Annotated in this window: 23 protein-coding genes; 3 read left to right on the top strand and 20 right to left on the bottom strand. The window is 45.6% G+C overall.

Annotation, left to right across the window (positions count from 1 at the left end):
• The first annotated feature begins 396 nt into the window (after positions 1 to 396).
• On the top strand, positions 397 to 807 hold the full coding sequence (locus V6668_RS09325; protein ID WP_017689578.1) for a uroporphyrinogen-III C-methyltransferase: 411 nt from the start codon (positions 397 to 399) through the stop codon (positions 805 to 807).
• On the top strand, positions 804 to 1,868 hold the full coding sequence (locus V6668_RS09320; protein WP_338708232.1) for a phosphodiester glycosidase family protein: 1,065 nt from the start codon (positions 804 to 806) through the stop codon (positions 1,866 to 1,868). The genes V6668_RS09325 and V6668_RS09320 overlap by 4 nt, the downstream gene beginning before the upstream one ends.
• A 298-nt stretch (positions 1,869 to 2,166) precedes the next feature.
• On the opposite strand, the gene V6668_RS09315 is transcribed toward V6668_RS09320, so the two are convergent.
• The 6 genes from V6668_RS09315 to V6668_RS09290 form a co-directional block, all read right to left on the bottom strand.
• Entirely contained in the window at positions 2,167 to 3,183 is a 1,017-nt protein-coding gene (locus V6668_RS09315) for a LacI family DNA-binding transcriptional regulator (protein ID WP_076318321.1), read from the bottom strand.
• Positions 3,184 to 3,260: 77 nt separating this feature from the next.
• The gene (gene bglX / locus V6668_RS09310) at positions 3,261 to 5,426 is read right to left on the bottom strand and encodes a beta-glucosidase BglX (RefSeq protein ID WP_076318320.1); all 2,166 of its coding nucleotides are present in this window, start codon (positions 5,424 to 5,426) and stop codon (positions 3,261 to 3,263) included.
• Positions 5,427 to 5,524: 98 nt separating this feature from the next.
• Entirely contained in the window at positions 5,525 to 7,120 is a 1,596-nt protein-coding gene (locus V6668_RS09305; RefSeq protein WP_047842284.1) for an ABC transporter substrate-binding protein, read from the bottom strand.
• A 52-nt stretch (positions 7,121 to 7,172) separates the two neighbouring features.
• Complete coding sequence (locus V6668_RS09300; RefSeq protein ID WP_036610027.1) at positions 7,173 to 8,075, bottom strand: carbohydrate ABC transporter permease; 903 nt, start codon at positions 8,073 to 8,075, stop codon at positions 7,173 to 7,175.
• A gap of 18 nt (positions 8,076 to 8,093) precedes the next feature.
• The gene (locus tag V6668_RS09295) at positions 8,094 to 9,053 is read right to left on the bottom strand and encodes an ABC transporter permease (RefSeq protein ID WP_017689585.1); all 960 of its coding nucleotides are present in this window, start codon (positions 9,051 to 9,053) and stop codon (positions 8,094 to 8,096) included.
• An 11-nt stretch (positions 9,054 to 9,064) separates the two neighbouring features.
• Positions 9,065 to 9,829, bottom strand: a complete 765-nt coding sequence (locus V6668_RS09290) for an alpha/beta hydrolase (RefSeq protein ID WP_076318319.1) — start codon at positions 9,827 to 9,829, stop codon at positions 9,065 to 9,067.
• Between the two features lie 473 nt (positions 9,830 to 10,302).
• Between V6668_RS09290 and V6668_RS09285 the strand changes: the two genes are divergently transcribed.
• Positions 10,303 to 11,220 carry a serine hydrolase domain-containing protein gene (locus tag V6668_RS09285; RefSeq protein WP_036669832.1) on the top strand — a complete coding sequence of 306 codons (918 nt, stop codon included), beginning with the start codon at positions 10,303 to 10,305 and terminating at the stop codon, positions 11,218 to 11,220.
• A gap of 101 nt (positions 11,221 to 11,321) precedes the next feature.
• On the opposite strand, the gene V6668_RS09280 is transcribed toward V6668_RS09285, so the two are convergent.
• From V6668_RS09280 to V6668_RS09215, 14 genes are all read right to left on the bottom strand, one after another.
• A complete protein-coding gene (locus V6668_RS09280; protein ID WP_036610032.1) occupies positions 11,322 to 11,576 on the bottom strand; it encodes an AbrB/MazE/SpoVT family DNA-binding domain-containing protein in 255 nt (84 codons plus the stop codon).
• Between the two features lie 167 nt (positions 11,577 to 11,743).
• Positions 11,744 to 12,211, bottom strand: a complete 468-nt coding sequence (gene trmL, locus V6668_RS09275) for a tRNA (uridine(34)/cytosine(34)/5-carboxymethylaminomethyluridine(34)-2'-O)-methyltransferase TrmL (protein WP_017689589.1) — start codon at positions 12,209 to 12,211, stop codon at positions 11,744 to 11,746.
• 139 nt (positions 12,212 to 12,350) lie between these two features.
• On the bottom strand, positions 12,351 to 13,439 hold the full coding sequence (serC, locus tag V6668_RS09270) for a 3-phosphoserine/phosphohydroxythreonine transaminase (RefSeq protein WP_036610035.1): 1,089 nt from the start codon (positions 13,437 to 13,439) through the stop codon (positions 12,351 to 12,353).
• Positions 13,440 to 13,836: 397 nt separating this feature from the next.
• Positions 13,837 to 15,261: a type I glutamate--ammonia ligase gene (gene glnA, locus V6668_RS09265; RefSeq protein WP_036669830.1), complete on the bottom strand. Its 1,425-nt coding sequence runs from the start codon at positions 15,259 to 15,261 to the stop codon at positions 13,837 to 13,839.
• A 413-nt stretch (positions 15,262 to 15,674) separates the two neighbouring features.
• Complete coding sequence (gene aroF / locus V6668_RS09260) at positions 15,675 to 16,739, bottom strand: 3-deoxy-7-phosphoheptulonate synthase (protein WP_036610039.1); 1,065 nt, start codon at positions 16,737 to 16,739, stop codon at positions 15,675 to 15,677.
• A 287-nt stretch (positions 16,740 to 17,026) separates the two neighbouring features.
• Positions 17,027 to 17,980 (bottom strand): 4-hydroxy-3-methylbut-2-enyl diphosphate reductase, encoded by a 954-nt coding sequence (locus V6668_RS09255; protein WP_036669829.1) that lies wholly within the window; start codon positions 17,978 to 17,980, stop codon positions 17,027 to 17,029.
• A gap of 67 nt (positions 17,981 to 18,047) precedes the next feature.
• Positions 18,048 to 19,508 (bottom strand): HAMP domain-containing sensor histidine kinase, encoded by a 1,461-nt coding sequence (locus tag V6668_RS09250; RefSeq protein ID WP_338708230.1) that lies wholly within the window; start codon positions 19,506 to 19,508, stop codon positions 18,048 to 18,050.
• A gap of 1 nt (position 19,509) precedes the next feature.
• Positions 19,510 to 20,199: a response regulator transcription factor gene (locus tag V6668_RS09245; RefSeq protein ID WP_338708229.1), complete on the bottom strand. Its 690-nt coding sequence runs from the start codon at positions 20,197 to 20,199 to the stop codon at positions 19,510 to 19,512.
• Between the two features lie 175 nt (positions 20,200 to 20,374).
• Entirely contained in the window at positions 20,375 to 22,039 is a 1,665-nt protein-coding gene (locus V6668_RS09240) for a S1C family serine protease (protein ID WP_091014685.1), read from the bottom strand.
• Between the two features lie 148 nt (positions 22,040 to 22,187).
• Entirely contained in the window at positions 22,188 to 22,850 is a 663-nt protein-coding gene (locus V6668_RS09235) for a response regulator (RefSeq protein WP_017689597.1), read from the bottom strand.
• A gap of 18 nt (positions 22,851 to 22,868) precedes the next feature.
• Complete coding sequence (locus tag V6668_RS09230; protein ID WP_036669825.1) at positions 22,869 to 23,894, bottom strand: HAMP domain-containing sensor histidine kinase; 1,026 nt, start codon at positions 23,892 to 23,894, stop codon at positions 22,869 to 22,871.
• Between the two features lie 3 nt (positions 23,895 to 23,897).
• Complete coding sequence (gene liaF, locus V6668_RS09225) at positions 23,898 to 24,926, bottom strand: cell wall-active antibiotics response protein LiaF (protein WP_036610055.1); 1,029 nt, start codon at positions 24,924 to 24,926, stop codon at positions 23,898 to 23,900.
• 198 nt (positions 24,927 to 25,124) lie between these two features.
• Positions 25,125 to 25,340 carry a hypothetical protein gene (locus V6668_RS09220; protein ID WP_036610057.1) on the bottom strand — a complete coding sequence of 72 codons (216 nt, stop codon included), beginning with the start codon at positions 25,338 to 25,340 and terminating at the stop codon, positions 25,125 to 25,127.
• A 111-nt stretch (positions 25,341 to 25,451) separates the two neighbouring features.
• The gene (locus V6668_RS09215; RefSeq protein ID WP_422395272.1) at positions 25,452 to 25,991 is read right to left on the bottom strand and encodes a 3D domain-containing protein; all 540 of its coding nucleotides are present in this window, start codon (positions 25,989 to 25,991) and stop codon (positions 25,452 to 25,454) included.
• Between the last annotated feature and the right edge of the window lie 310 nt (positions 25,992 to 26,301).

The raw sequence follows: 26,301 nt of genomic DNA, 5'->3' as shown, positions 1-26,301 counted from the left end.
CTGTCATGATGATTTCATCGTCTATGCGACAATCCGAGTATAGAAGAAGCATAGGTCGGATTATGTCGAAAAACAGAAAAATACAGGAGGAAGCCGATAAAAAAGCTCTATTTTCACTGTATTTTGTTATAAAAACACCATGACGTCCATCTTTCCATCCCCGGAAAGGTCAAAATATAGTATAAATTTCCTGCATTTCTATCTAAAAAAGTCGAAAAACCTGCCCAAAGTTCCTACTTATTGCATCTATAAGAAATTGTATCCTAGGACTTCCTTCCGATGCAATCTCTTTTTACTCTATTAAGTAAAGAATTTCATTTTTGCGTAATCAATAGGGGCATGATAGAATGAGGACTGGAAATTTTTTTGTACCTATAAATGACCAGGAGTGATGATATGAAACCATCTGCCCCGTCCTCTGACATCCATCACACCCGGAGCGCCAAAGGCAAGGCTGGATCTTCAATCAAGCTGTTTCTGGTAATGTGGATTGTTCTCATTGCACTAGGAGTCGTTGGAACCTACTATTATAGTAACCATCTCCAGCAACAGATGATTAACCAGCTTCAAGCCCATAATCAGCAGCAGATTGCAGCGCTAAAAACCGACTATGAAAATCAGCTAACAACGATATCAAAGGAAGTAGAAGACCTGCAGGGACAGGTTCAATCCTTCAATGAATTGCTGACTTTCACCAAGGATAATGCAAGTGACAAAACGGATAACAGCAACAAACTGTATACCCAGCTGAGCGAAGTCAAAAAACAACTGGAGACACTCCAGAAAAAGATGGACCTGCTCAAATGATTACACCCGTCAAACAGGTTAATCGTTTTTTTATGCTTGCACTCGCTCCTTTTGTTGGATTGATATTATGCCTGCTGCTGCTTCGTCCTCCACTTGAACCCGGAGGTTTGATGCCTACCGAACTGTCAGAGGATACGATTACACCCCGGACCCAAGCAATTAGCCAAGAGCTTGCGGGGGCAAAAGATGCTGCTGTCCAGACTTCTTCTTCTATTAAAAGAACGACACAGCTCTATAATAAAACAACAAGTACGATGTCTACACTTGTGCAGAAGGCTTCCACCCAAGCGGATCGTCCGGAAAAGATTTACAACAACCGGATTTCATCCAAGCTTGGCGTTCCATTTGAACGGGTAGACAGTGAACGGCTAACGATTGAAATGTACAGAGTGAATCCTGGCAGCTATAAGGGCTATGCCATGAAGATCAAGCTAAAAGACCCTACAGCCATGCAGATGGCTCTAGACAGTGAACCTGGGCGTTCTGAGACGACCATGCAGGCTGTGAAGCGTAACGGCGCTATTGCCGGGATTAACGCAGGTGGATTTGCTGACAGTGGCGGCAAACGTTATCCACTTAGCACAACCGTCATGGACGGGAAATACGTGAACGGTTTCCAGGCCAGTTTCAAAGATCTGTTTTTTGTAGGACTTAACGATGCCGGTAAACTGATCGGAGGCAAGTTCACCGACAAAAACTCACTGGATCGCCTGCAACCGCAATTCGGGGCTACGTTTGTACCGGTGCTGCTACAGAATGGGCGTAAAACCACAATTCCTGCCAAATGGAAAGTATCACCCAAACGAGCACCACGTACAGTCATTGGCAATTATAAAGATGATCAGTTATTGATTATTGTAGTTGACGGATATAATGAGGGCGGAAGTTCCGGTGCTACCCTTGAAGAGTTGCAAGGGCGGTTGTACAAGCTTGGGGTGATCGACGCTTATAATCTGGATGGCGGTGGATCATCCTCGCTTATTCTGAATAATCGGGTTGTAAATAACCCTTCAGATGGCAGCCTCAGACCAGTGCCCACACACTTTTTATTTTACAAATAATAGGGTGAAGCATTTCTTTTCTACCTATAATGGTTATAATAGAAGAAAATGAGCTTGTGCAGGAGGTGCGAAGGGCATGTCATTTTCACTGACATTCTGGATTATTGCAATCGTATTGACTCTCTTCATTACAGGCATTCTCACTTCATCCTACAACAATGACAAAACAAAAGGCTTGTAAAGGCCAAGCCTCTCTCCGGAGAGGCTTTTTCTATTGCTTCATCCTCGAAATAACAAGAGACAAGGCTTAAAAGAATGATTCGATTCTTCTAAGCCTTGTCTCTTGCTGTATTCGGGATCAATAGCTAACCGCCCGGTCATTCCGCATGGATATAACCGAATCAGACGGAATAGGCCCACTCACCGACCCACCCTCAACTAATGTCACATAAATTCGTTCATGATCAACGGGTTCTCCAGCAATAATCTTGATCAATTGTTCAGCAGCGAGCGATCCCCACTTGCGCTTGGAATAATCAATGCTTGCCAATCTCGGCTGGACGTATTTGCTCAATTCAATATTGTCGAATCCGATGACATCAATCTCCTGACCAACGCCAAGTGCACTGTCTGCCAGACGATCACACAAGCCAATAGCCATCTCATCATTGAGGCAGAATACCGCTGCGGGTCCATCATACACCTGCACAATCTGATCTGCGGCTTGTTCTCCACCACTCTTCTCAAAATCTCCCGTGATCTCAATCCATTCCACATCGGCTTCACGTTCCGCAACCTGTCTTACAGCCTTTAACCGCTGCACAGAGTCAAACGAACCTTCCGGTCCTGTCACCACGTAGATTTTCTTATGTCCCTGTTCAATCAGATGTTCCATCGCAAGTGTCGCCCCGGCTTTGTTATCCAGCAGAACCTGATTAATGTTGGGATGATCCATCTCACGGTCCAATACAACGATTTTGTGCCCACGATCGGCATACTGCATTAGTTCCTCACTTGCAAACGTATGATCCAGAATGATCGCACCATCAATCATTCTCTCTGGAAGCATGCGATGGGATTGTTTACCACTGCACACGATCAGGTCATAGCCTTGAGCGTTACATACGGCTTTCATGCCACTCAGCAAGTCTCCATATACATCTCCGCTAAAATCGGTCAAGAAAACACCTAGAATTTTGGATTCCCTCTTCTTCAGTGTTCTTGCTGCGGCATTTGGAACATAGTTCAGTTCTTTGGCAATGGCCAAAATTTTGGAACTCGTCTCATCGGTCACTTTGTTGCTGCCATTCAGCGCATATGACACAGTAGAGATGGAAACTCCCGCCTGTTTGGCGATATCCTTGATACTGACCACATTCTTCGCTCCCCTGTTATGTTCATCAGGCCTTCCATAACAAAAGGCCTGACACATTACTCTTTACATTCACAAGATTAAACAAGTCTGAATGATTTCTTCTGAGTATCCCGACTGTTTGCACCCACAAGAATATGGAACTCGCCTCGATCACTGCGGTGGCTTAAATCGGAATGGTGATAACAAAGCTGTTCTTCATTTAACGTAAATGTGGCTGTACCACTCTCGCCTGGCGCCAGTGCAAGTTTCACATATCCTTTCAGCTCACGCATAGGACGAACGACTTCACCCGTTACATCACGAACGTACAACTGAACGGTCTCTACGCCTGCGCGCTCACCCGTGTTTGTTACACGTACTTGGATGCTCAGGGACTCTTCGGCAGTCATCTCGTTACTTGACACTTCAAGATCACCATAAGAGAACGAAGTGTACGAGAGACCATAACCGAACGGAAGCAAAGGTTCATTCGGGCTGTCAATGTATTTGGAGACATAACGTTCTTCCGTCTTCTCCGGGTTCAGTGGACGACCTGTATTGAAATGGTTGTAATAGACCGGAATCTGACCTACGGACTGCGGGAAAGACATCGTCAGACGTGCAGATGGATTCACTACACCTGTCAGAACATCTGCGATCGCCGCTCCGCCTTCACTACCCGGAAACCAGGCTTCCAGAACGGCATCCGATTCATCGATTACACCATGCAGATCCAATGGACGGCCGTTGAAAATAACGCTGGCAATCGGTTTTCCCGCTGCTTTGAGCTGTTTAACCAATTCCAATTGGGCTGCCGGCAGACGAATATCAGTACGTGATCCACCTTCTCCACTCATCTCGGAGTCTTCACCAAGAGCAAGGACAATCAGATCTGCTTTGCTTGCCACTTCCAGGGCTTCGGCAATCTGCTCAGCTGTAATCGTATGAACATTACTGCCTTGAGCGAATTGAACTTTCCCACCCGTCAGGCGTTCTTGCAGAGCTGTTCCCAACTTAACTGCATCTTCCTTAACTCCTTCACAGGACCACCAGCCCAGAATATCAGGACTCTGTGCAAAAGGACCAATGAGGGCTACATTAGCGTCAGGTTGAAGTGGAAGCACACTGTCATCATTCTTCAACAGGACAGCTGATTTCGTTGCCAGTTCATACGATACCTGACGGTGCTCTTTGGAGAATACAATCTCACGTTCACGTTCAGGATCAGCTGCACGAAGTGGGTTATCGAACAATCCCAGCTTTTCTTTCAGTTGCAGAATTCGCAGAACGGCTTCATCAATGAGCTTCTCATCCACTTCACCACTCTCAATCAGTTCAGGCAAATGATGCACATAACAAGGTGTCATCATCTCCATATCTACTCCTGCGCGAATGGCACGATATGCCGCTTCACGATCATCTTCCGCAGCGCCATGCGCAATCATTTCGCGAATGGAAGCCCAATCCGAGATTAATACACCATCAAAGCCCCACTCGTCACGCAAAATACCGCGCATTAACTTCTCATTGCCACTTGCCGGAATACCGTCAACCGTATTGAACGAAGTCATGACCATTTCCACGCCCGCATCCAACGCTGCTTTGTACGCTGGCAAATAGTACTCACGCAGGTTACGCTCAGACATGTCCACCGTATTGTAATCCCGACCACCCTCAGCCGCTCCATAAGCCGCAAAGTGTTTAACACAGGCTGCAAGACGATCTGGCTCATCCTTCAAGCTGTCGCCCTGATATCCACGTACAAACGCAGCCGCGAACAAACTGTTCAGATAAGGATCTTCTCCTGTCGTTTCCATCACACGGCCCCAGCGCGGGTCACGAACCAGATCCACCATAGGTGCAAAGGTAACATGCAAACCGGATACAGCTGATTCACGTGCTGCAATTTCAGCACTTTTCTCAGCCAGTTCTGTGTCCCATGAACAACCGATCGCCAGTGGAATCGGGAAAATGGTTTTGAATCCATGAACTACGTCAGCCATGAACAAAAGCGGAATGCCCAAACGACTTTTTTGCATATAAGCTTGCTGTACATCAATGATGGCCTGCGCACCGGACAACCCCAGAATGGACCCACTGGCATCTACGGACTGCTCCGTAATTCCCATCTCTTCCATCGGCCCTGTGATCTGACCTTCAACATTTGTTCCTTCATAGAAGTTGGCAGTCAACTGAAGAAGCTGAGCTGTTTTTTCCTCCAACGTCATCTGTTTCACCAGGTCTAACAACTGCTCGTTATTCATCTGATCGTATCCTCCACTACAAGTTGTTGAAATAAAGAACCCGGCTGCGTTCGGGGAGAGACCGCGCACCGGGTTCAAAATTAATTACTGAATGATTACTAGAATTTATCGTTTAGCTCATCCAGATAAGGTTGAACCAGGGACATTTTACTGTTTACCCATTCTTTCCAGTTTGCCTCTAGATCTCCGTTTTTGAGGATCAAGTTGGCATATTCATTCTGGTAGTCGAATGAAGCCTGACTCTTAGCTTTGGAATCGTACAGGTTGACATCCCAATCGTATGGTGCAAGGGATTTGCCTTCTGTACCAAGTTTTGCTTTTTCTTCGAACAATTTCACGGCTCTATCACGGTAATCTTTTTTGATTGCAGGGTTTACAACACTGAAGTCGTCACCGAGCAGGTACAGACCTTCGAAACGTGCTGGGTATTTATCTTCCAATACCGTTCCTTCTGGCAACAAGCTAACGAGTTCGTTGTTTTCATCATATTTCCAATCTTTTCCTTCAAAGCCCATGTTGATGAGCAACTGTCCTTCTTTTGTTGCGGAGTAATCGATCAGATCCATGATCCGTTCGAATTTCTCGTCACTGATGTCCGGATTGAAGATCAATGCAGACCAGAAGTTGGCTTGTTCCATGTTACGGTATTTCCCGTCATCGCCTACTACGATTGCTGTGTGTACCAGTTCATCACTATCTACACCCAGATTTTTTTTCATATCGGAATCCAGACCTTGTCTGTAGGAAGCCAGTCCGCCCAGACTTGTTACAGCAGCTGTACCTGTTACTTTGAAGTTGTTTTGACCTTCATTGTTTTTCCATGTGTAGAACTCAGGATTGAGCAGTCCGTCTTTATAGGCTTTTTGCATCAATTTAAGTCCTGTCAGCGTTTCAGGATCTGCTGGTCCCCAGTGGAATTGGCCATCTTCACCTTTGTAGAAAGGAGAGTCAGTCATGGCATGCACACTGTTTGGCATAATCATGTTTGTCATAGCATCTGCCGCATTGTAGGACAGAGGTACAAGCTTGTTACCCACTTTGCCTGGATCTTTTTCTTTTACTAGCGCAGCATATTCATTCAATTCGGTTGTTGTATATGCATCTTTCAGTTCAAAACCAACCGCTTCAGCCCAGTCTTTACGAAGCGCAATGACACCAATTTGGTTCGTCAGTGGGTCAGCCGGTTTGTTCTCGAAATAGATTGGTCTAGGCAGGACATAAGTTCCACCTGTCAATTCTTCCAACTTGTCTCCAAGACCCGTCAAATTGTAAGCTGCTGCCACGTTAGGCCAGCGTTCTTTCCAGTCATCCGGGAATTTGTAGAACAAACCTTGTTCAATGCTGTTAATGGCATCGCCATGTACGTAGTTCCATACCGCTACATCCGGCAAGTCGCCAGAGTTGATCCACAGACGAAGCTTCTCGCCCCATGAATCCCAATCGATATAGTTGTAGTCCCAAGTTACATTAAATTTGTCTGTCCAGAACTTGTGGAAGTCATTATCCAGGTTCCCGTTTTTGATTTCTGTCAGGTTAGCTACAGAGATGGTCAGGTTGTCTTTGTAATTTCCCTCTGCATCTTTTTCGTTACCACCTGAAGCTCCTTGACTGGAACAAGCGGTCACCATCAGCATAACTACACTAAGCGTGATGGCAAAGAGAGCTCTTACTGACAACTTTTTTTTCGTTTTCATGTTTTACCCCCATGTTTTTAGTAGAATTTTATTGCAAAATCCTATACGTATATCAGGTCTTGATTGCCCCTGTTAATACCCCTTTGGCAAAGTGTTTTTGCAACATTGGGAAGAAACACATAATTGGTACCATGGTGACAAATACGGCCGCCATCTTCATACCCATTGAGAAGTTGCTTGCTTGGGCAGCATCCACACTGGATGCATTGGATGCATTCGTCGTAGATGTCACGATAATATTTCGGAGTACATTCTGGAGCGGTAACTGATCCGCTTTTCGAAGGAATATCATCGCATCATACCAACTGTTCCAGTAAGCTACACCGTAGAACAACGTGATTGTAGCCATAATTGGTGTAGCCAGCGGAAGAACAACGGAGAACAAAATTCTCCACTCTCCGGCTCCATCCAGTCTCGCCGATTCCATGAGTGATTCAGGCAAGGTGTAGAAGTAGTTCATCATCAGAATCATGTTAAAAGCACTGAAGCTTCCCGCCAGGATAACGGACCACAGCGTACCTGTAAGATGAAGTGATTTCATGATCAGGTACAGCGGTACGATACCACCATTAAAGATCATGGTGAACAGTACCAGGAAAAAGAGAAATTTCTTAAACGGAAATTTGTTGCGACTAAGGCCATATGCCATGCTTGTTGTCAGGAACAAGCTGAGTGGCAAGCCGATGACTAGCAATATAATTGTATTTTTGTACCCCGTCAGAATCGTTCCGTCAGCGAACAATGCCTTGTAGGAATCCAATGTCCATTCTTTAGGGAACATCAAAAATGGATTGTCAGCATATTCTTTTTGTGTTGCAAACGAAATCATGATGACATTCCAGAATGGAATCAGGATCATCAGGGCAAGCACTAGTAATACGGCGAAAATAATGTAATCGAGAAGTGTCATTTTTTCTGTACCAATTCTCGGTTTTTTATTAGCTTTCTTGCTCATCTCATTTTTCCTCCTCTCTTATCGGAACAAACCGTCTCCGCCAAGCCACTTGGCAAATCTGTCAGCAAGAAGCAGCAAGGCCATATTCACCAGGGAACGGAACAAGCTGACCGCTGTCGAGAATGAGAAATCGGTAGATGACTGGAACGTAATCCGATAGATATATACATCGAGTACTTCCGATACATTTTTGGTAGCGGCATTTGCCAAGTTGAAGATCTGGTCAAACCCGGAAGACATCAATCCACCAACCGAGAGAATAAACATGATTGTGATGGTTGGAAGGATGTTCGGTAAAGTAATTTTGAACATCTGTTGCATACGGGAAGCCCCGTCAATCTGTGCTGATTCATACTGATCCTGATCAATACCGGAAATGGCAGCCAGGAATATAATCGCGCCCCATCCACTTGATTTCCAAATATCAGTCAACAGCAACATGGGTACAAAGTTGGATTCAGACCCCAGGAAGTTAATCGTTGGCAATCCGAGTAATCCGAGCGCGCTATTTACCAGTCCGTCATATGCCAGCACATTGATGACTACCCCGGATACGATGATCCAGGACAGGAAGTGCGGGAACGTAAGAACGGTTTGGAACAATTTTTTCCCTCTGCGCATCCGCAATTCATTCAGCAACAGCGCCAGAATAATTGGGAACGGGAACTGAATAATCAGTTTCAGAATATTGATGTACAGCGTACGCCATACTGCGTCGATAAAGGTTGGATCACGGAAAACATATTTGAAGTTCTCGAATCCGCTCCATGGACTTCCCCAGATGCCCAGGTTGGCCTTGTAATCTTTGAATGCCAGAGACAGGCCACCCATCGGCATGTAGGCAAACAGAATTAGCCAGACAAGCCCCGGAATAAGCAGGGTGTATGTCATTCGGTGCTTCCAGATTTCAGTCCAGAGCGAATTGCCCTTCACGTTTCCCTTCAGCTTTTTGCTAGGTCCTTCGGCTGCAGGTTTCACATTGCATCTCCTCACTCTACTATGGTCTTGTCGTTGTACAGAAAATCAAACATCGTTCTCAGGTGGTGCTCCCAAAATCTCCATTCATGAGCCCCCGGCGTCTCCACATACCGAAAATCAAAGGCAGTCCCCTGCATGTATTTCGCATAGTCGCGATTCATCTCTACAAAGGGGTCACTATCGCCACAGCAACTGAGGATATCCGGTAAAGGAACACCCTGTTCCAGCAGCTTGGCCGACAGTGCGTAAATATCCTGATCGGCTTTTACCTGTAAACGTTCTCCAAAAACCGCTTTCATTTCCTTGATCATGGTCGCTGGCATATGGGGATCATGAAGCCGTGTCTGGATATCCGTTACGCCGGATAGAGACACTACTTTGCGATATCGCTCTGGATAAGTTAGTCCACATTTCAGTGCACCATATCCACCCATGGATAAACCGGCGACGTATGTTTTCTCCGGATCAGGATTCAGATTGAGCAGACGCTTGCATATTTCAGGTAACTCCTGAGTGATGTAGTGGAAGTAATTCAGGCCGTATTCCATATCGGTGTAATAGCTTCGATTCGCTTCCGGCATAATGATCGTACAGCCATATTGCGCTGCATACATCTCAATTGTGGTTAACCGCTGCCAGGTACTCGCATTATCGCCTGCCCCGTGCAACAGATATAGTGTACCGCCTGAAGTCTCTCCGGAGTCACTGGACACAACATGTATGCTGGTATTCATGCATAAGGTTGGCGATCCAGTTTCGATCGTTATATGTGCCATAAATGTAACCCCTCTCATCATCGCCTGCTGTCTTTACTCATTCGTTTCTCTGGCGTTGGATTGCAGGCTGTTGTAGATTCCCTTGTATTACGATGGGTTATCGAAACGATTTTCTCGAATCGTTTCAAAACATAGCCAACGTTGATTCACATGGAGTTCATTACAACACTTTTAATGTGGAAGCGATTTCTTCGAATCGTTTCGAATAAATCATAAGCCCGATGAGTAAATCCTGTCAATAACCTTTTTACAAATTTCGCGTTTTTTTCTCGAAAAAATGCTCTTTTAAGTCTAAATTTGCGTCCAAAGACACTATTATTACGAAAAAATGAAAATTTAGTAAGTACTATTACAACTTTAATTGACACCAAACCAGGTTTATACTAACATGGGTTCTGATTTTGCATTCGAATTACGGAAACGTTTCACCAACCGATTTTACTCAGGTTTCACCTGATATTAGGGAGGTTAATATGTCTGAGCAACTCAAAGGTTTCATTCATACGATTACGGAGCAACAATTGAACGTTTTTTCCATTCGCATATTACAAAAAGGGCATCTGCTTGCCCATTGGGACCGGGATAAGGATCAGCGCAGAGTACAACATTCCATCAGTAAATCCTTCACATGTATGGCCGTTGGTCTTGCGCTTGAAGAAGGTCTGATACATCTGGATGCGACACTTGGTGATTATTTCTCTTATGATCATGTCCCGACTGCACAGCGCAATCTCCCATCGCCGCAGGAATTGAAACTAAGTGATCTTCTCCGAATGTCTTCGGGTCATGACTCTCCCCCTCTTTGGGCTGATGAGCGAGCTTCATTGACCGAAAAGGACTGGGCGAAATATTATATGTCTCTGCCTCTGGACCGGGTACCTGGAGAACAATTTACATATAGCAGCGGGGATACATTTATGATCTCAGCCATGCTACAGGCTGCTACCGGCCAAACCGTGAAAGATTACCTGACTCCACGGTTATTTGATCCGCTTGGCATCCATGATGTAGAGTGGGAAACCTCTCCACTCGGCGTAACGCTTGGCTGTGCAGGTCTTTGGATAAGCAATGAGGAACTGAGTCGATTTGGACAGTTACTGTTGCAGGAGGGCTTTTGGGAAGGCAGACAGCTTGTACCTGCGGATTGGATTCGACAGGCTACGTCCCAGCAGATCGAAACGACTGGAGACGGAGATTGGGGAAAAGGTTACGGGTATCAGTTCTGGATGTGTTCTCATGACGCTTACCGCGCCGATGGTGCCTATGGTCAGTTGTGTATCATAATTCCCTCAAAGGAAGCTGTCATATGTATTAATAGTGAGGAAGAAAATATGCAAGGCATCCTGAATGCCGTGTGGAATGAGGTTTTACCCCTTTACACCCAGCGTTAGTCTACGTATTTTATCTTTTTTTCAAATTGCAATTATGCCATTCAATTGAGAATAAAAAAAAAAAAACGCCACGGGGTCAATGGACCCCATGACGTTATTTCTTATCCGTGTTGTGGAAGCTGAGTCATTTCATCTAAACATTGTGCGCATATGTAACGCTCTTTGAACTCGTTGACTTCCTCGATGGATCCGCAGAAAATACATTTTGGACGATATCTCTCCAAGATAATATGGTCCCCTTGTACTAAGATTTCTACAGGATCTCCCTCATTCATTTGATACCTTTTACGCAAAGATTTAGGCAATACGATCCTACCTAATTGGTCAACTTTGCGAACTACTCCAGCTGGCTTCATAGCTACGGCACACCTCTCCTATCTTACTCTAAATTTCTAGGTACATTTGTACTATGTTTATAGATTCGCCAAGATTTTGTCGAATCCTGCTGGAAATAAACATTTTTTGTCCTTTTTTTTGAAAAATGTTTTTTTTCCGAATTCTAGCCGTCATTTATAACCAAATTTTATCCTTCTAACCCCGGGAAATTGAGCTGGCGTAACGCTTCATATACAATAATTGCTGCCGAATTGGACAGATTTAATGATCTAACGTCACCAGTCATTGGCATTTTCATGCATGTATCGGGATTCGCAGCAATTAATTCAGGTGGCAGGCCTTTAGTCTCTTTACCAAAAACGAGGAAATCCCCATCCTGAAAATTAAAATCACTATATCGGTTCTTGGCCTTCGTAGTTGCATAGAAGAAACGACCTTCCGGATATTTTTCCTGAACCTCAGCAAATGAGTCGTGGTATTCAATATGGACAGCATGCCAGTAATCCAGCCCTGCACGTTTCAATGTAGCATCATCTGTTCGAAATCCAAGTGGACGTACGAGATGCAGATGGGTACCGGTTGCCGCACAAGTACGCGAAATATTGCCTGTGTTCGCCGGAATTTCTGGTTCAACCAGAACGATGTGTAAAGCCATATGTGTTCAATCTCCTTTTCATTTCATGTTGACGACAACCCTCTAATCTTAAAGAAAAGCCCTCCACACGTCAATGTGGAAGGCTCTGGTAAGGCACAGGATAAGACACAAAGGTCCATTACACCGTACCTATACTAATTTATCCATTTGTCTTCTGGAAGTGGCTCATGAAGTCTGTCAGTGCCTTAACACTCTCATAAGGAGCAGCATTATAAATAGAGGCACGGAGACCACCCACACTGCGATGTCCTTTCAGACCTACAAATCCTTCTTCCTCCGAAGCCTTGATGAACTTTTTCTCCAATTCTTCAGAAGCAAGACGGAAGGTCACATTCATGAGGGAACGATCTTCTTGTTCCACACAACCACGGTAGAAATCACCGGAACCATCAATTGTGTTATAGAGCAATTCCGCTTTTTTCGTATTTTTTTGCTCAATACCAGCCAGTCCGCCCTGTTCTTCAATCCATTTCAATACTTCATTCACCATATATACTGAGAAGGATGGTGGCGTATTGTACAGGGAATTGTTATCTACATGTGTGCTGTAACGAAGCATGGTTGGAATCGTTTTAGGCGATTCGCTCACCAGTTCCTCACGAGCAATTACAACCGTAATTCCGGATGGACCCAGGTTCTTCTGTGCACCCGCGTAGATCATGCCGAACTGATTAAGATCAAATGGTTTACAGAAAATATCACTCGACATGTCCGCAATCAGAGGTACTGAACCGGTATCCGGGAACGACTTGAATTGCGTACCTTCGATCGTTTCGTTGGAAGTCAGATGCACATAAGCCGTACGTTCTGGCAAACTCAGATTCGAAACATCCGGCAATTTCATGAACTTCTCTGCTTCTGAAGATGCAGCAACATGTGTCTCGCCGATCAACTTCGCCTCAGACAGAGCCTTCTTCGCCCAGCTGCCAGTCATCACGTAACTTGCAGTCTGCCCTGCACCGAGCAGGTTCATTGGCAACATCGCGAACTGAGTGCTTGCACCGCCCTGCAGAAAGAGAACCTTGTATCCTTTTGGACTGCCTAGAAGCGACAACAACCGCTCCTGAGCTTCATTATGTACAGACTCATACACCGCTCCACGGTGAGACATCTCCATAATCGACATGCCTGTATTACGAAAATCTACAAATTCCGCCTGTGCACGCTCAAGTACCTCAAGTGGTAACGCCGCAGGTCCTGCATTAAAGTTATACGCTCTTTTTGTCACAAAATCCCCCGCCCTTTCCATCCATAACTCTGACATACAAACAGCATTTTGCACAATTCGATTAGAATCGCTCACGGGTATAAGAGTTGGACAGGAAGAAGCATCCTGATCCAACCAACGTATAGACAAATTGAATCATTTTGATCTATATCTTACTTATTGAAAGTCGCTCTATGGATTTGTGCAAAATGCACTCAAAGTAAATATTATCGCTATGATATCAGTATTCTCTATCTGCTTCAAGGGCAATATGCACTGAAGTGTTGAATTCAGGTCATCAAATTCCTTTATCACCCTGCAAAGTTAAAGCACTACATTGTTTAATTCAAGGAAAAGCCTCCGAGAGCGTGTCCCGGAGGCTTTAAGTTGGAACAAGAACTGTTCCGACCCCGACCGATTAGCAGTCGAAGTAGAGGCTGTACTCGTGCGGATGAATGCGGATCGCTACTGCTTTCGCTTCATCACGTTTGAGGTTGATGTAGTTATCAAGGAAGTCTTTCGTGAATACGCCGCCTTCAGTCAAGAATTCGTTATCAGCTGCCAGAGCATCAAGTGCTTCTTCCAGGGAAGCTGGCACACTGCGGATGTTTTCTTTATCTGCATCAGACAGGTCATAGATGTTTTTATCGAGAGGACCATATCCAAGCTCAGTTGGGTTAATTTTGCGTTTGATTCCATCCAGACCCGCCATCAACATTGCGGAGAATGCCAAGTATGGGTTAGCTGTGGAGTCTGGTGTACGGAACTCGATACGACAACCTTTTGGTGTCACAGCTGCAACCGGAATACGAACTGCTGCGGAACGGTTACCTTTGGAGTAAACCAAGTTAACTGGTGCTTCGTAACCAGGTACAAGACGTTTGAATGAGTTTGTACTAGGGTTCGTCAAAGCGATCAGTGCCGGAGCATGGTACAGAATACCTCCAATGTAGTGCAGAGCCATTTCACTCAGGTTAGCATATCCCGCTTTGTCATAGAACAATGGGGAATCGCCATCAAAGATGGATTGGTGAACGTGCATTCCGCTACCATTATCACCGAACAATGGTTTTGGCATGAATGTTGCTACTTTGCCATATTGACGTGCAGTGTTGTGCACGATGTATTTGTATGCAAGCAGGTTATCTGCTGTTTTCTTCAGTGTATCAAAACGGAAGTTGATTTCGGCTTGACCCGCTGTCGCCACTTCATGGTGATGACGCTCGATTGACAGGCCAGCTTCTTCCAAAAGGCGACACATTTCGCTACGAATATCTTGTTGTGTATCCACTGGTGCTACTGGAACATATCCGCCTTTAGTACGAACTTTGAAGCCCAGGTTTCCGCCTTCTTCCTGACGGTTGGTATTCCAAGAAGCTTCTTCTGAATCTACGAAGTAGGAAGAGCTGTTCGTGCCGCTCTCATAACGAACATCGTCGAAGATGAAGAACTCGGATTCAGGTGCGAAGAATGCTGTTGTACCTACGCCGCTTTCTTGCAGGAAAGCTTCTGCTTTAACAGCGATACTACGTGGGTCACGCTCATAACGCTCGCCATCCGGAGTGAAGATATCACACATAACATTCAATGTAGGGTGTGCAGTGAACGGATCGACATAAGTCGCTTCAGGGTCTGGCATCATAACCATATCGGACTCTTCAATTCCGCGGAAACCTTGGATAGAAGAACCGTCAAAAGCTACTCCATTTACGAACGTGTCTGCATCAACAGCCGAAGCTGGCAACGAGATGTGATGTGCACGACCAGCTAAATCTACAAAACGAAAATCTACCCACTCGATGTTGTTCTCTTGAATTGATTTCAATACGTTTTCAACCGACATGTATTCGTCCTCCCAAATATTCCGAACATTAAACAACCCCACTAAGAAAATGTCTAAATTCGAATTTTTTTCTGTCGTCATTATAAATTTTAAAACATGACATCGTCAATACTTATGTAAGGTATTTTTTGAAGGTATGTTAGATATACTCACACTTTATAAATAACATAAATTCATATAACAACTAGTTTTATATACATTTAACTGGTTTAATGCGGTAAAGCGCCCTCTATTTTAACCTAAATCATGGGAAAAACTTCACATCATAAATGTTTCTTATCACTATTGATTAATAAATACGTTCAAAACTGCAAAATATGCAAAAAACCGAGCATCTATCTGATTCCGTTGCAATGAACGAGATCAGAGGAGATGCCCGGATGATGATCCAGACCTTGACTATGAAATTCTTATTACACGCCTACACGTGCCGGGAAAAATTCTGCCGGTTGTTTGGCTGTGCTGAATGATTTACCCACGATTGGTGCCAGTTTCTCCAGATCCTGCAACAGGTTGGCGAATTGGTCAGGGAACAAGGATTGCACACCATCTCCTGTCATGGAGTTATCCGGATCGGTATGCATTTCAATGATCAGGCCATTGGCACCTGCAGCAACAGAAGCTTTTGTCATCGGTTCCACCAGTTCACGTCGTCCAGTACCATGGCTCGGATCGGAAATAACCGGCAAATGGCTCAGAGACTGCAGAACAGGGATCGCTGACAGATCCAACGTATTCCGTGTGTAGGATTCAAACGTACGAATACCACGTTCACACAGCATAACATTTGGGTTACCACCCGCAAGAATGTATTCAGCCGCATTCAACAATTCATCGTATGTCGCACTGAAACCACGTTTCAACAATACGGGTTTGCCACACTCACCCAATTTGCGGAGCAGGTCAAAGTTCTGCATGTTACGTGTACCTACTTGCAGAATATCTGCGTACTCGGCGCAAATATCCACATACTCAGGTGTCATGACTTCAGTAATGGTCAGCAGGTCATGTTTCTTGCCTGCTTCCGCCATCATGATCAATCCCTCTACGCCCGTTCCCTGGAAGCTGTAAGGACCCGTACGAGGCTTAAATGCTCCCCCACGTAACACTTGCCCACCAGCAGCTTTCACAAGCCCGGCAATCTCATCAATCTGTGCAGCGGATTCAACCGCACATGGTCCGCCCATGACAACAAGTTCTTTTCCGCCGATATCTACACCTTTGATGGAGATCACCGTATCTTCCGGATGGAAGTCACGACTTGCCAATTTGTAAGACTTCGAGATTTTAACGACATTCTCGACACCTTTCATTTGGCGAAGATGCTCTTGCATTTTAGGTTCAACTTTACCAATCAAACCAATGATAGTACGATCCTCTCCGCGAGAGATATGCACCTGAAGCCCTTCTTTTTCAATAACTGCAACGATATCCTGAATCTGTTCCTCCGGTGTAGCTTTGCCTGCAATAACGATCATATTAATTCCCATCCTTCCTTGTATGAGAGCACAATAATTTCCTTAACGTGCGTCTGATTAAATATAAAAACTCTGTCGCGCTTAAACGCTTGTTCGCTTTTAAGCTTTTATCCGTTAAAGTGAATATACCATAGTTATCTGATTGCGTCAAGGTACACATTCCTTATCCATATACAAAAAAAAGAATCCTGCTCCACAGGCTCCGACATTCGGATCTGCATAACAGGATTCTTCTCATTCACATCTCGTTTTTAATTCACATACAGTTAGACTTACTTTTACATTTCCTAAGGTGTACGTGTTTTTTCTCTAACTGGAGGCAACAGTTTGCTCATGTTCACGGTACGTTTGATCTCCCACGTCTCCGGCTTGTCATGTTCATACTGTTCCAGGTAAAGGATGACTTCTTTCGTGATCGGCGTTGGTGTTGATGCACCCGAAGTAACCGCCACCTTATTTACACCTTTCAGCCATTCTTGCTGAATCTCGGAAACATCAGATACACGGTAGGCCGTAACACCCGCAATCTCCTCCGACACTTGTGCCAGACGGTTAGAGTTATTGCTGCGAGGATCACCCACCACGATAACCAGGTCCGATTGACCTGCCTGTTCCGCTACAGCTTCCTGACGAACCTGAGTTGCAAGGCAAATCTCATTATGAATCTCTGCGCCCGGAAACTTCTCCAGCAGACGGCTCATAATGTGTTTGATATCCCACTGGCTCATCGTTGTCTGATTCGTAATAAGGATTTTGCCTGGAGATACGTTCAGTTCTTCGATCTCTTCTTCCTTCTCGATCAGATGAACGAGATCTGGTGCAACACCAACGGCACCTTCTGGTTCAGGGTGATTCTTTTTGCCGATATAGATGATCTGATAACCCTCTGCCGTCTTCTCCCGAATGAGATCATGTGTCTTGGTGACATCAGGGCATGTTGCATCCACTGTTGTCAATCCTTTGTCCCGTGCCAACTTGCGCACTTCAGGAGATACACCATGAGCTGTGAAAATAATCGTGCCACTCTCCACTTGGCTCAAAATATCCATCCGGTTCGGACCATCCAATGTAATAATACCTTCATCTTCAAAGGAATCCGTCACATGTTGGTTATGCACAATCATACCCAATATATAAATAGGTCGTGGTAAATCCAGATTGCGTGCCGCTTGACGCGCGAGCACCATCGCATCCACAACGCCGTAACAATATCCCCGCGGCGAAATTCGTAGTACTTCCACTTGGTTGCCACCCGCTTTCTTTCTCGGCAACGTTGCCGATGTAATTGCAGTCCTGTCTATTATACCTTTATTCGATAGGCGGAGCAAAGACAACCGGCAACCAGATAATAAAGGTGGTTCCTTCTCCACGTCTGGTCACAACCTCAACCGATCCGTGGTGTTCTTCAATAATCCACTTCGCAATCGAAAGTCCCAGACCGATCCCCGGTGTCGCCCCACGGGATTCATCCGCCCGATAGAAGCGATCAAAGATGAACGGCACTTCGTCCCGATCCATCCCAATACCAGTGTCGCTGATGCGTAGTCCTACCTGACCTTTGTATAATACGGCATCCAGCGTCACAGAGCCTTCAGGTGTGTATTTAAACGCATTTTCGATGAAAATAAACAACATCTGTTGCAGATAGTCCTTGCTACCGTTCACATAAATACCATTAAGGATGGAAAAATCTCCTGGAAGCCAGTCTGCCTGACGATCCAGAAATTGTGCTCTACGTGCCACTTCCTGTACGAGAATTTGCAGCGGGGTCGGATTCAGTTCAATTTTCTGACCCGTATCCGCTCTCGCCAGCGATAACATGTCGCTGATCAGCCTGCTCATACGTTTTCCCTCGTCCGCCATATCTTCAATGGCTTCCAGCGACATTTGTTTGACGGTCTCCTCATCCAGATTCGGTCGGTCGGTCCCCTCCTGATCCCACAGCTTCTTCAGGAAGTCTACGTTCCCGCGTATGGTGGTCAGCGGCGTACGCAGTTCATGCGATGCATCGGATACAAAGCGGCGCTGGGCAGCATTCGTCTCCTCCAAACCGCGGAATGACAATTCTGTACGTTCAAGCATATTATTCACCGTTTCAATCAGACGCCCGATCTCATCCTTCGGCCCGGCATATTGAATACGTACACTTAAGTCATCTCCAGATTGAATCTGATTGGCGGCATCAATGACAGTCACGAGCGGACGCATCGACTTGCGGGCCAAGACGAGACCTGAGGTAATAGCCAATGCCATCGCTACCAGCCAGCCAAAAACCAAAATATTAAGCAACGCTTCCAGCAAGCGCTCCTGTGAACTTACATTCGCACCAACCTGAAGAATCCCACGTACTTCATTGGTTCCCTGAAGAGAAAGGGGAAGCTGATTCACCAGAAACGGTGTACCATCCACATAGATCTTGGATATGCCTCGGTCTTTAAGTATCTCATTGGCTTTTAATACCGGAAACTGAATCTGCAGTTTCTCCATATTACCCGAGATTCTGCCTGAGCGACTCTGATAATCCCAGAGTTGAATATAAATTTGTGCCTCCTGAAGCTGACTCTCTGTAAATGGGTCCAGATCCAACGACTGTGAAAGAGGATTAACACCAATCTGTTCCGTAATCCGGGTACTCTTCACCTTCAATTGCTGTTCGACTTCCTGATAGGAGTTAAAATAAACAAAGGCATAGATTACAACGCCCCAAAAGATAAGAACAGCCGCCAAAATGCCAGAATACCATGCGGTTAGTCTTAACCGGATGGACATATCAAGAGTCACCTCTCAGGATGTAGCCGGCTCCCCGGATGGTCTGGATTAGACGTTTGCCACCGTATTCTTCAGTCTTCTGTCTGAGCATGGCAATGTATACTTCAAGCACGTTAGACTCACCGCTGTAATCATAACCCCAGATTTTATCCATAATCAGATCGCGTGACAGTACCCGTCTCGGATTTTGCATAAACAAATTCAACAGTTCGAATTCCTTGGCAGTCAGTTCCAGGCGTTGCCCATCTCGCACTACTTCGCGTGAGTCATTGTCCAGAATGATATCTTCATACATCAGACGATTGTCTGGTGTACCCGCACTATCTGACTTGCGGCGCAGCAATGCCCGGACACGTGCCAATAATTCTTCCAGCGCAAAAGGTTTTACAAGGTAGTCATCGGCTCCTGTGTCCAGTCCGGTCACCCGGCTCTGTACTTCATCCTTGGCCGTAAGCATCAGCACAGGCACTTTGCTGCCTGCTTCTCTCAATCTGCGACATACCTCAAATCCGTCAATCTGCGGCATCATCACATCCAGCACAACGATGTCCGGCTCCTTGTCCATCAGTTTGCTGAGGCCTTCGGCTCCATTGGAAGCCGTCTGTACCTCATATCCTTCAAAAGCCAGCCCCCGGCGGAGCATGGATACAATTTTTTCGTCATCATCCACAATCAAAATAGTTGAGCGCATGGTGGTCTTTCTCCTTTATCCTAACGTTTTATCCCATTGTAACAGGCAGAAGCACAATCTGCATCTTCAAGTAGGCGTCTCCAATCCGTCCTGGTCCATTGTAACCCTGCTTCATCAGGGCAAAAAAACGGAAGGGCCTTCAAACCCTTCCGTTGTGTTAATCCTTGCCCGATATTTATGGTTGCTGCTGTTGTGTATCTGTTGTTTGTGAAGTATCAAAATCATTTTTGTTGCCGATTTTGATTTTCAGATCCATCTTCTTACCATCACGCACCACGTTCAGTGTAACTTCACTGCCGATTTCCTGTTTCTTGATAAAATCAATCAGATCTTGACTTGTCGCGTACGGCGTACCGTTGGCACCTGTGATGATGTCATATGCACGAAGATCTGCTTGGTAAGCCGGTGATTGGAAGATCGTGCTGGCTACAACTGAACCTTCGGTAACGTCTGTTCCCATTTGTTTAGCAACTTCAGGCGTGAGAGCCATCAGAGACGCACCGATAAAGGGTACTGGCTCTTTGGGAACTTCTTTGTTCTCTTTAAGATATTTAACGGCTTCAGAGATGACGCTCGACGGGATTGCAAAACCAATTCCCTGTGCATCTGCGCTTACTGCAACGTTCATTCCGATAACTTCCCCATTCAGGTTAAGCAACGGACCACCGGAGTTACCCGGATTAATCGAAGCATCTGTTTGCAGCAAATGGCTGTACTCACGTGTTTTTCCTGTTTCTTCATCTGGAATGCTGATCGTACGTTCTTTGGCACTCAGTACACCTGCTGTAACGGTGTGTTCGAATCCTTCCGGGTTACCAATAGCTACAAGCCATTCACCGACTTGAGTACTGTTGGAATCACCCAGTGGAGCTACAGGGAACGCATCGTCACCACTGTTTTTCTCAATTTTCAATACAGCCAAATCCAGATCAAAGCTGCTTCCCAGCAATTTAGCTTCATAAGGTTTGCTGTTGTTCTCCAGCGTTACCTGGATTACATCTGCACCCTGAACCACGTGTTGGTTCGTCAGGATATATCCTTCTTTGTCAAAAATGAACCCGGAACCAATGCCCATCGGCACAAGCTGATTACTGCTTTGTGGTTGCTGGCTTTGGCCTTGATTGCCTTCCGTTCCGCCGCCATTACCAAAGAAGTATTGGTACAGCGGATCACTTGTATTTGATCCACCCTGACCCAATCCTGTACGTGAGGACTGCTTTGCGAGTGTTTCGATTTTGACGACAGCCGGACTTGTACTTGTTACTACGGAAGACACATCTTCTTTGCCTGTTGGCAGTAACGACGCTGTGACATTGTTGCCTCCGCCTGTGTTTGTAGACGCTTCCTGTCCTGAACTTTGATTGTCTGTGTTCGTAAGTGCCGTCTCCGGTGTGAACATGTTTGTTCTATCAGCTGTGTACATGAGAACGGTGATGACCAGCATCCCGGCAATAAAGGAAAATAGAAGTGATCTTACGGAAGAACGTGGCTTGCGGTTATTATAGTTCCAGTTGCCTTTGCCGCCATTCCCTTGATCTCCACCGTTACCTGAGCCGTTTCCACCGCCTGCTGATGATCTTTTCGCTTGTTCAGATGATTCACTATTATAGTAAGTAGGTACGGGTCTCACCGGATCAGGTTTTGTAATCTCTACATTTCCTTCTTCACGTTGATTATTGCTTCCCATGTGATTTGCTGTATCTTCCTGATTCACGGACTGAAAAGGTCCATAAGAATAATAATAGGAGGATTCGTCCGTTCCGGAAGAATTGCGATTCTCCGTTTGTTTGGTTTCGTTTTCCTCGTCTTGACGGTTCGATCTATAGTTGCGTTCGTCCATGCCTCTCTACCTCCCAATCTCTTATTCCCAAGAGATATTCTTTAACTGTCCTTATTTTGTACTTTAAACCTTAACCGTACCTTAAAAACAATTAAAAAGGAGATAAAAGCACATAAGAATAGACTCTTTTCCCCGTCACGACAGCATTTTACCCTTTCGTTTTCACCCATCCCTGACGATGCGCATAGATGGCCAACTGTGTACGATCGTCCATCTCACATTTCATCAGCAGGTTACTTACATGTGTTTTGACGGTTTTGATACTGATATGTAATTCTTCTCCGATATCTTTGTTGGTCTTTCCCTCTGCAATAAGCAGCAGCACTTCCTTCTCCCGTTCAGTCAGTCCCGATTCACTCTCTCTCGCTGTACGTTGTCTGATTCCCCGGGTTAACGCCTGCGACACATCACCTGTCATAACAGGCATGCCTCTATAGGCCCCTTGCAGAGCATAGATCAGTTCTTCAGCAGAGACTGTCTTCAGTACATAACTTACCGCACCCGCTTCAATCGCTTGCACAACCAGATCATCCTCCAGGAAACTGGTGAGCATCACAATTTTCATCCCTGGAAATTCAGTCATGATGGCTTTTGTTGCTTCAGCGCCATTCATTACAGGCATCATCAGATCCATTAGAATCAGGTCCGGCATTTCACTATCATTTAACTTACGTAACTGATCAAGCGCATCCTGCCCATGGCCCGCTTCTCCCATCACATGAAAAGTAGGTTCCAGCATCAGATATGTTTTCAAGCCCATGCGCACCATATCATGGTCATCCACAATCATCACGTTTACTTTACCACTCATTGCGTCTCCCCCTCTGGTTCACTCAGGAACGTTCGGGAATTTCGGGATCAATACCCGTACCGTCGTTCCCGCTCCCGGTTTCGATATAATCTGAACTTGCCCCCCAAGCTTCTCCGCCCGTTCACGCATGGTAGATAACCCGTATGAACCCGGACGCTCCGCTTGCTGTAAAAATCCCTGACCATCATCGCTGATGCTCATGCTGATCTGATGTTCACTCTCCCGTATGGACAGACTAACCACTCCAGCCTCTGCATGCTTCACGACATTGGCAACCGCCTCCTGAATAACAAGAAACAGCTGGTGCTCAATGGCATCCGAGATTCCGCCATCCAGTTCCAGCTCTTTCACACCTTTAAGACCATTCTGCCTGCAATAATCAGGAAACCAACTATCCAGTGCTGCGGTGAGGTCACGCCCTTCCAGCTCCACCGGTCGAAGTTGGGCAATCAATCCTCGCATCTGACGCTGTGCAATATGTGACATCTGGATCAACTGGTCCAGTACTTTACCACCATGTTCCGGATTCATCTCCAGCAGTCGCGGTAAAGACGAAGCCGACATATGCATGGCAAACAGCTGCTGGCTAACCGTGTCATGGAGGTCCCTTGCCATTCGTTTGCGCTCTTCAAGCACAGCCCGCTCCGAGGCTTGCTCCTTCTCAATGACTTCCTGCTCACCGAGGCGCTGAAGCAGTCTCATCTTTTTCTCAATCGAATCCATCATGACATTGAACTCCTGATAGACACGACCAAACGAAGCGTCATCCGCTTCAGGCATGCGCACTGCCAGATTACCCTTGGACACTTTCAACATGTTGAGATCAAGCAGGTCGATCTTGCGTTGGAGCCGTAATGCAGCGATATATCCGGTGATAACGGTGGCCAGCACAACAACAGCAACATAGGTCCATGCCCGCTGACGACCAGCCCCCATCAACACCTCTCCATACAATAGATAGAATCCGCCCAGCGTAATCAGACCAGTTAGCGCAAAATACATCATCAGTTCCCATTTATTGGCCTTGAGAATTGTTCGAATCATGCATTAACCCACCTTATTCACTTTGACGTCTCCGATAAACACACTTACAATAATCCGTACTTTTTTGCTAGCTTCATGGTAATGGGCAGTTTCAGCCTGGGCACTACTCAGGAATCCGCCGCGTTTCTGGTTCAACAGTGACATATCTCCAATGAAGGAATTTGTCGTCACCGTCACACCCAGATCCATATCTTCTGGAACAAATACTTTCACATCCCCAATAAATGAAGAAATGACAATCTTCGTCTCACCGTATGGAATCTGTGCTTTGGTCAAATCAATTACGGTATCTCCGATAAAAGCCGAGATGTTCATTGGTTTCAACGAGAAAACTTCCTGCCCCATGTACAGATCACCGATGAACGCCGATTTATTAATGGTATTGCCACTGCCATAATCCCCATAACCATTTCCGTAGCCATCATCATAATGTTCTCCATATCCGGTATCGTTAGAGTTATACGATTGATGTTTCTTCTTATATTGATGCCCTTGTGATGATGAATCCGTTGATCCTGTGAAATGAGGGCCATGCGCATCGTTCTTCTGTTCCTGTTTTGGTTTGCCAAATGTTTTCTCGAACTGTTCGTCAAACGACGATGGCATCTCCAGATCCTCCGGAGCCAACGGTTTATAAGGTTGCTCAGGTGCTGGAGGTGGCTGCATCTTGTCATGATGTTTCCGATCACGACGTCGTGGCCCGATCAGTACAAACAATCCTCCGCCAATCAGCATAACCGGTATCAGATAACGAATGAACTCCCCCATGGAGTAATCAATCCATCCCAGGTTACGGGCAAGAAAGTAACCACCGATCGCCAGTACAATTACCGGTCCAATAAAGGCGTAACCCCCGTTGCGACGAATCTCGGATATTCCTTTGACCCCCCACCAGATTAGAAATAACGGCCAATATGTTCTGAAAATATATCCTACATCAATGTCATATCCCAATTGTCTGAACAAGATCATCGCACCAATAGCAATAAGAGGTATGCCAACCCACCAGCGGTCACGCGTCGATCGTTTCATCGCTCATGTCTCCTTTGTCTGTATTATGTAATCAGTGTAACTCAGACAAGACAATGAGAACAGCGGCGGCAGGTGGAATTCATCTCGGTCTCGAGACTGAGATGGGAGGATATTAATGTAAAAAACTTCGCATATGTAAAACACCCCGGAGCTGCTGCTCCAGGGTGCTGAATCATCATTTGATTAATGAATCTTCAATTATTTTTTGTATTTTGATGCTTTGCCTTGACCTTGGCCAGTTTGGCCTGTGTTTTCTACACCGAACTCGGCATTGTATTTTTCATCAGGTGTTTGGAAATTATCTTGTACTTTGTTTTGAGCGGATTGCTTCACTTTTGCTGCTGCATTCTCTTCTCCAAACTCTGCATTGTACTTCTCGTTTGGCGTTTGGTACCCTTGTGATTTTTTAGCCACAACGAATCACCTCTCTCTTCATATTTACGATGCATTGCTGCACCGCGGGGTTCGTCCCCAGTCAGTATTATGTGGAGAGAGCACTTCAGTTATTCATGTGACCATGTGAAATTAAATGGCCTTGTCCAACCACGAATCCGGTACGGATTTGTACACGTCGATTGCATCAGCCAACTCGCTGAGCATCTTTTCTGTACACTTTCCAGCGCCTTGCCTGATCACCTGTACCTCCACATCTTTTTTGCCCCACTCTTTGTACACTTGCTTGGTTGTCGGGAAATACAGATCGATTTTATTACCTTTGATCGCTGAACCCGTATCTGCAACAATTCCGTAACCATAGCCTGGAATGTACAGAATGGAACCCATCGGGAATAATTTTGGATCAGCTGCAATCGTGGAAACTGTTTCTTTATCACGACGTACTTTTACACCAGAATACGTAATTCCGTATTGCGGGTGTTTTGGTCCTTTTCCTGTAGACTCCACACCTGCCGTATATCCCGTTGCTGTAACCTTTTGTGTACCCAGGATTTGTTCTGAACGCGGAGCAAGCACAGGCATAGACGGATCTGCCACTTGTTTCTCAGGAAACTCAGGTCTTGGAATGACCATTGGTTGTGGTGACCACAATAAAGCCATATACACCATGGTCGTCAGCTGGGCTTCATCGCTGTATTGATGGCTAACCTGTTCCGGAAATTCTTGATCAGGCTTGCTCGAAATCTCAATAATTGGACCTTCAATGCCGCTGCTCTGACTCTCGACATGCAGTACTGTACTTTCCTCTTCAAATGTATAGGCATCCGCCTGATTCAGGTTGATCATCATCCCGGCGAATATTACACAGCCAACCAATAAACCCCGTATATGTTCCTTTTGAATTGAGAATTGCTTTTTCATTGTATAACCTCCCCCTCACTGCAAAGGTTTTCCAAAAAGCAATTAATCTATACTTTTT

Source organism: Paenibacillus amylolyticus (assembly GCF_036894225.1).
GTDB lineage: Bacteria > Bacillota > Bacilli > Paenibacillales > Paenibacillaceae > Paenibacillus > Paenibacillus amylolyticus.
This window is presented reverse-complemented; position numbering and strand designations above follow the sequence as displayed.

Bases quoted from the DNA above. Each gene is read 5' to 3' on its own strand.
- V6668_RS09325 (WP_017689578.1), top strand. From the start codon at position 397: ATGAAACCATCTGCCCCGTCCTCTGACATCCATCACACCCGGAGCGCC.
- V6668_RS09320 (WP_338708232.1), top strand. From the start codon at position 804: ATGATTACACCCGTCAAACAGGTTAATCGTTTTTTTATGCTTGCACTC.
- bglX (WP_076318320.1), bottom strand. From the start codon at position 5,426: ATGAATAACGAGCAGTTGTTAGACCTGGTGAAACAGATGACGTTGGAG.
- V6668_RS09305 (WP_047842284.1), bottom strand. From the start codon at position 7,120: ATGAAAACGAAAAAAAAGTTGTCAGTAAGAGCTCTCTTTGCCATCACG.
- V6668_RS09300 (WP_036610027.1), bottom strand. From the start codon at position 8,075: ATGAGCAAGAAAGCTAATAAAAAACCGAGAATTGGTACAGAAAAAATG.
- V6668_RS09290 (WP_076318319.1), bottom strand. From the start codon at position 9,829: ATGGCACATATAACGATCGAAACTGGATCGCCAACCTTATGCATGAAT.
- V6668_RS09285 (WP_036669832.1), top strand. From the start codon at position 10,303: ATGTCTGAGCAACTCAAAGGTTTCATTCATACGATTACGGAGCAACAA.
- V6668_RS09280 (WP_036610032.1), bottom strand. From the start codon at position 11,576: ATGAAGCCAGCTGGAGTAGTTCGCAAAGTTGACCAATTAGGTAGGATC.
- trmL (WP_017689589.1), bottom strand. From the start codon at position 12,211: ATGGCTTTACACATCGTTCTGGTTGAACCAGAAATTCCGGCGAACACA.
- glnA (WP_036669830.1), bottom strand. From the start codon at position 15,261: ATGTCGGTTGAAAACGTATTGAAATCAATTCAAGAGAACAACATCGAG.
- aroF (WP_036610039.1), bottom strand. From the start codon at position 16,739: ATGATCGTTATTGCAGGCAAAGCTACACCGGAGGAACAGATTCAGGAT.
- V6668_RS09250 (WP_338708230.1), bottom strand. From the start codon at position 19,508: ATGTCCATCCGGTTAAGACTAACCGCATGGTATTCTGGCATTTTGGCG.
- V6668_RS09245 (WP_338708229.1), bottom strand. From the start codon at position 20,199: ATGCGCTCAACTATTTTGATTGTGGATGATGACGAAAAAATTGTATCC.
- V6668_RS09240 (WP_091014685.1), bottom strand. From the start codon at position 22,039: ATGGACGAACGCAACTATAGATCGAACCGTCAAGACGAGGAAAACGAA.
- V6668_RS09235 (WP_017689597.1), bottom strand. From the start codon at position 22,850: ATGAGTGGTAAAGTAAACGTGATGATTGTGGATGACCATGATATGGTG.
- V6668_RS09230 (WP_036669825.1), bottom strand. From the start codon at position 23,894: ATGATTCGAACAATTCTCAAGGCCAATAAATGGGAACTGATGATGTAT.
- liaF (WP_036610055.1), bottom strand. From the start codon at position 24,926: ATGAAACGATCGACGCGTGACCGCTGGTGGGTTGGCATACCTCTTATT.
- V6668_RS09215 (WP_422395272.1), bottom strand. From the start codon at position 25,991: ATGGTGTATATGGCTTTATTGTGGTCACCACAACCAATGGTCATTCCA.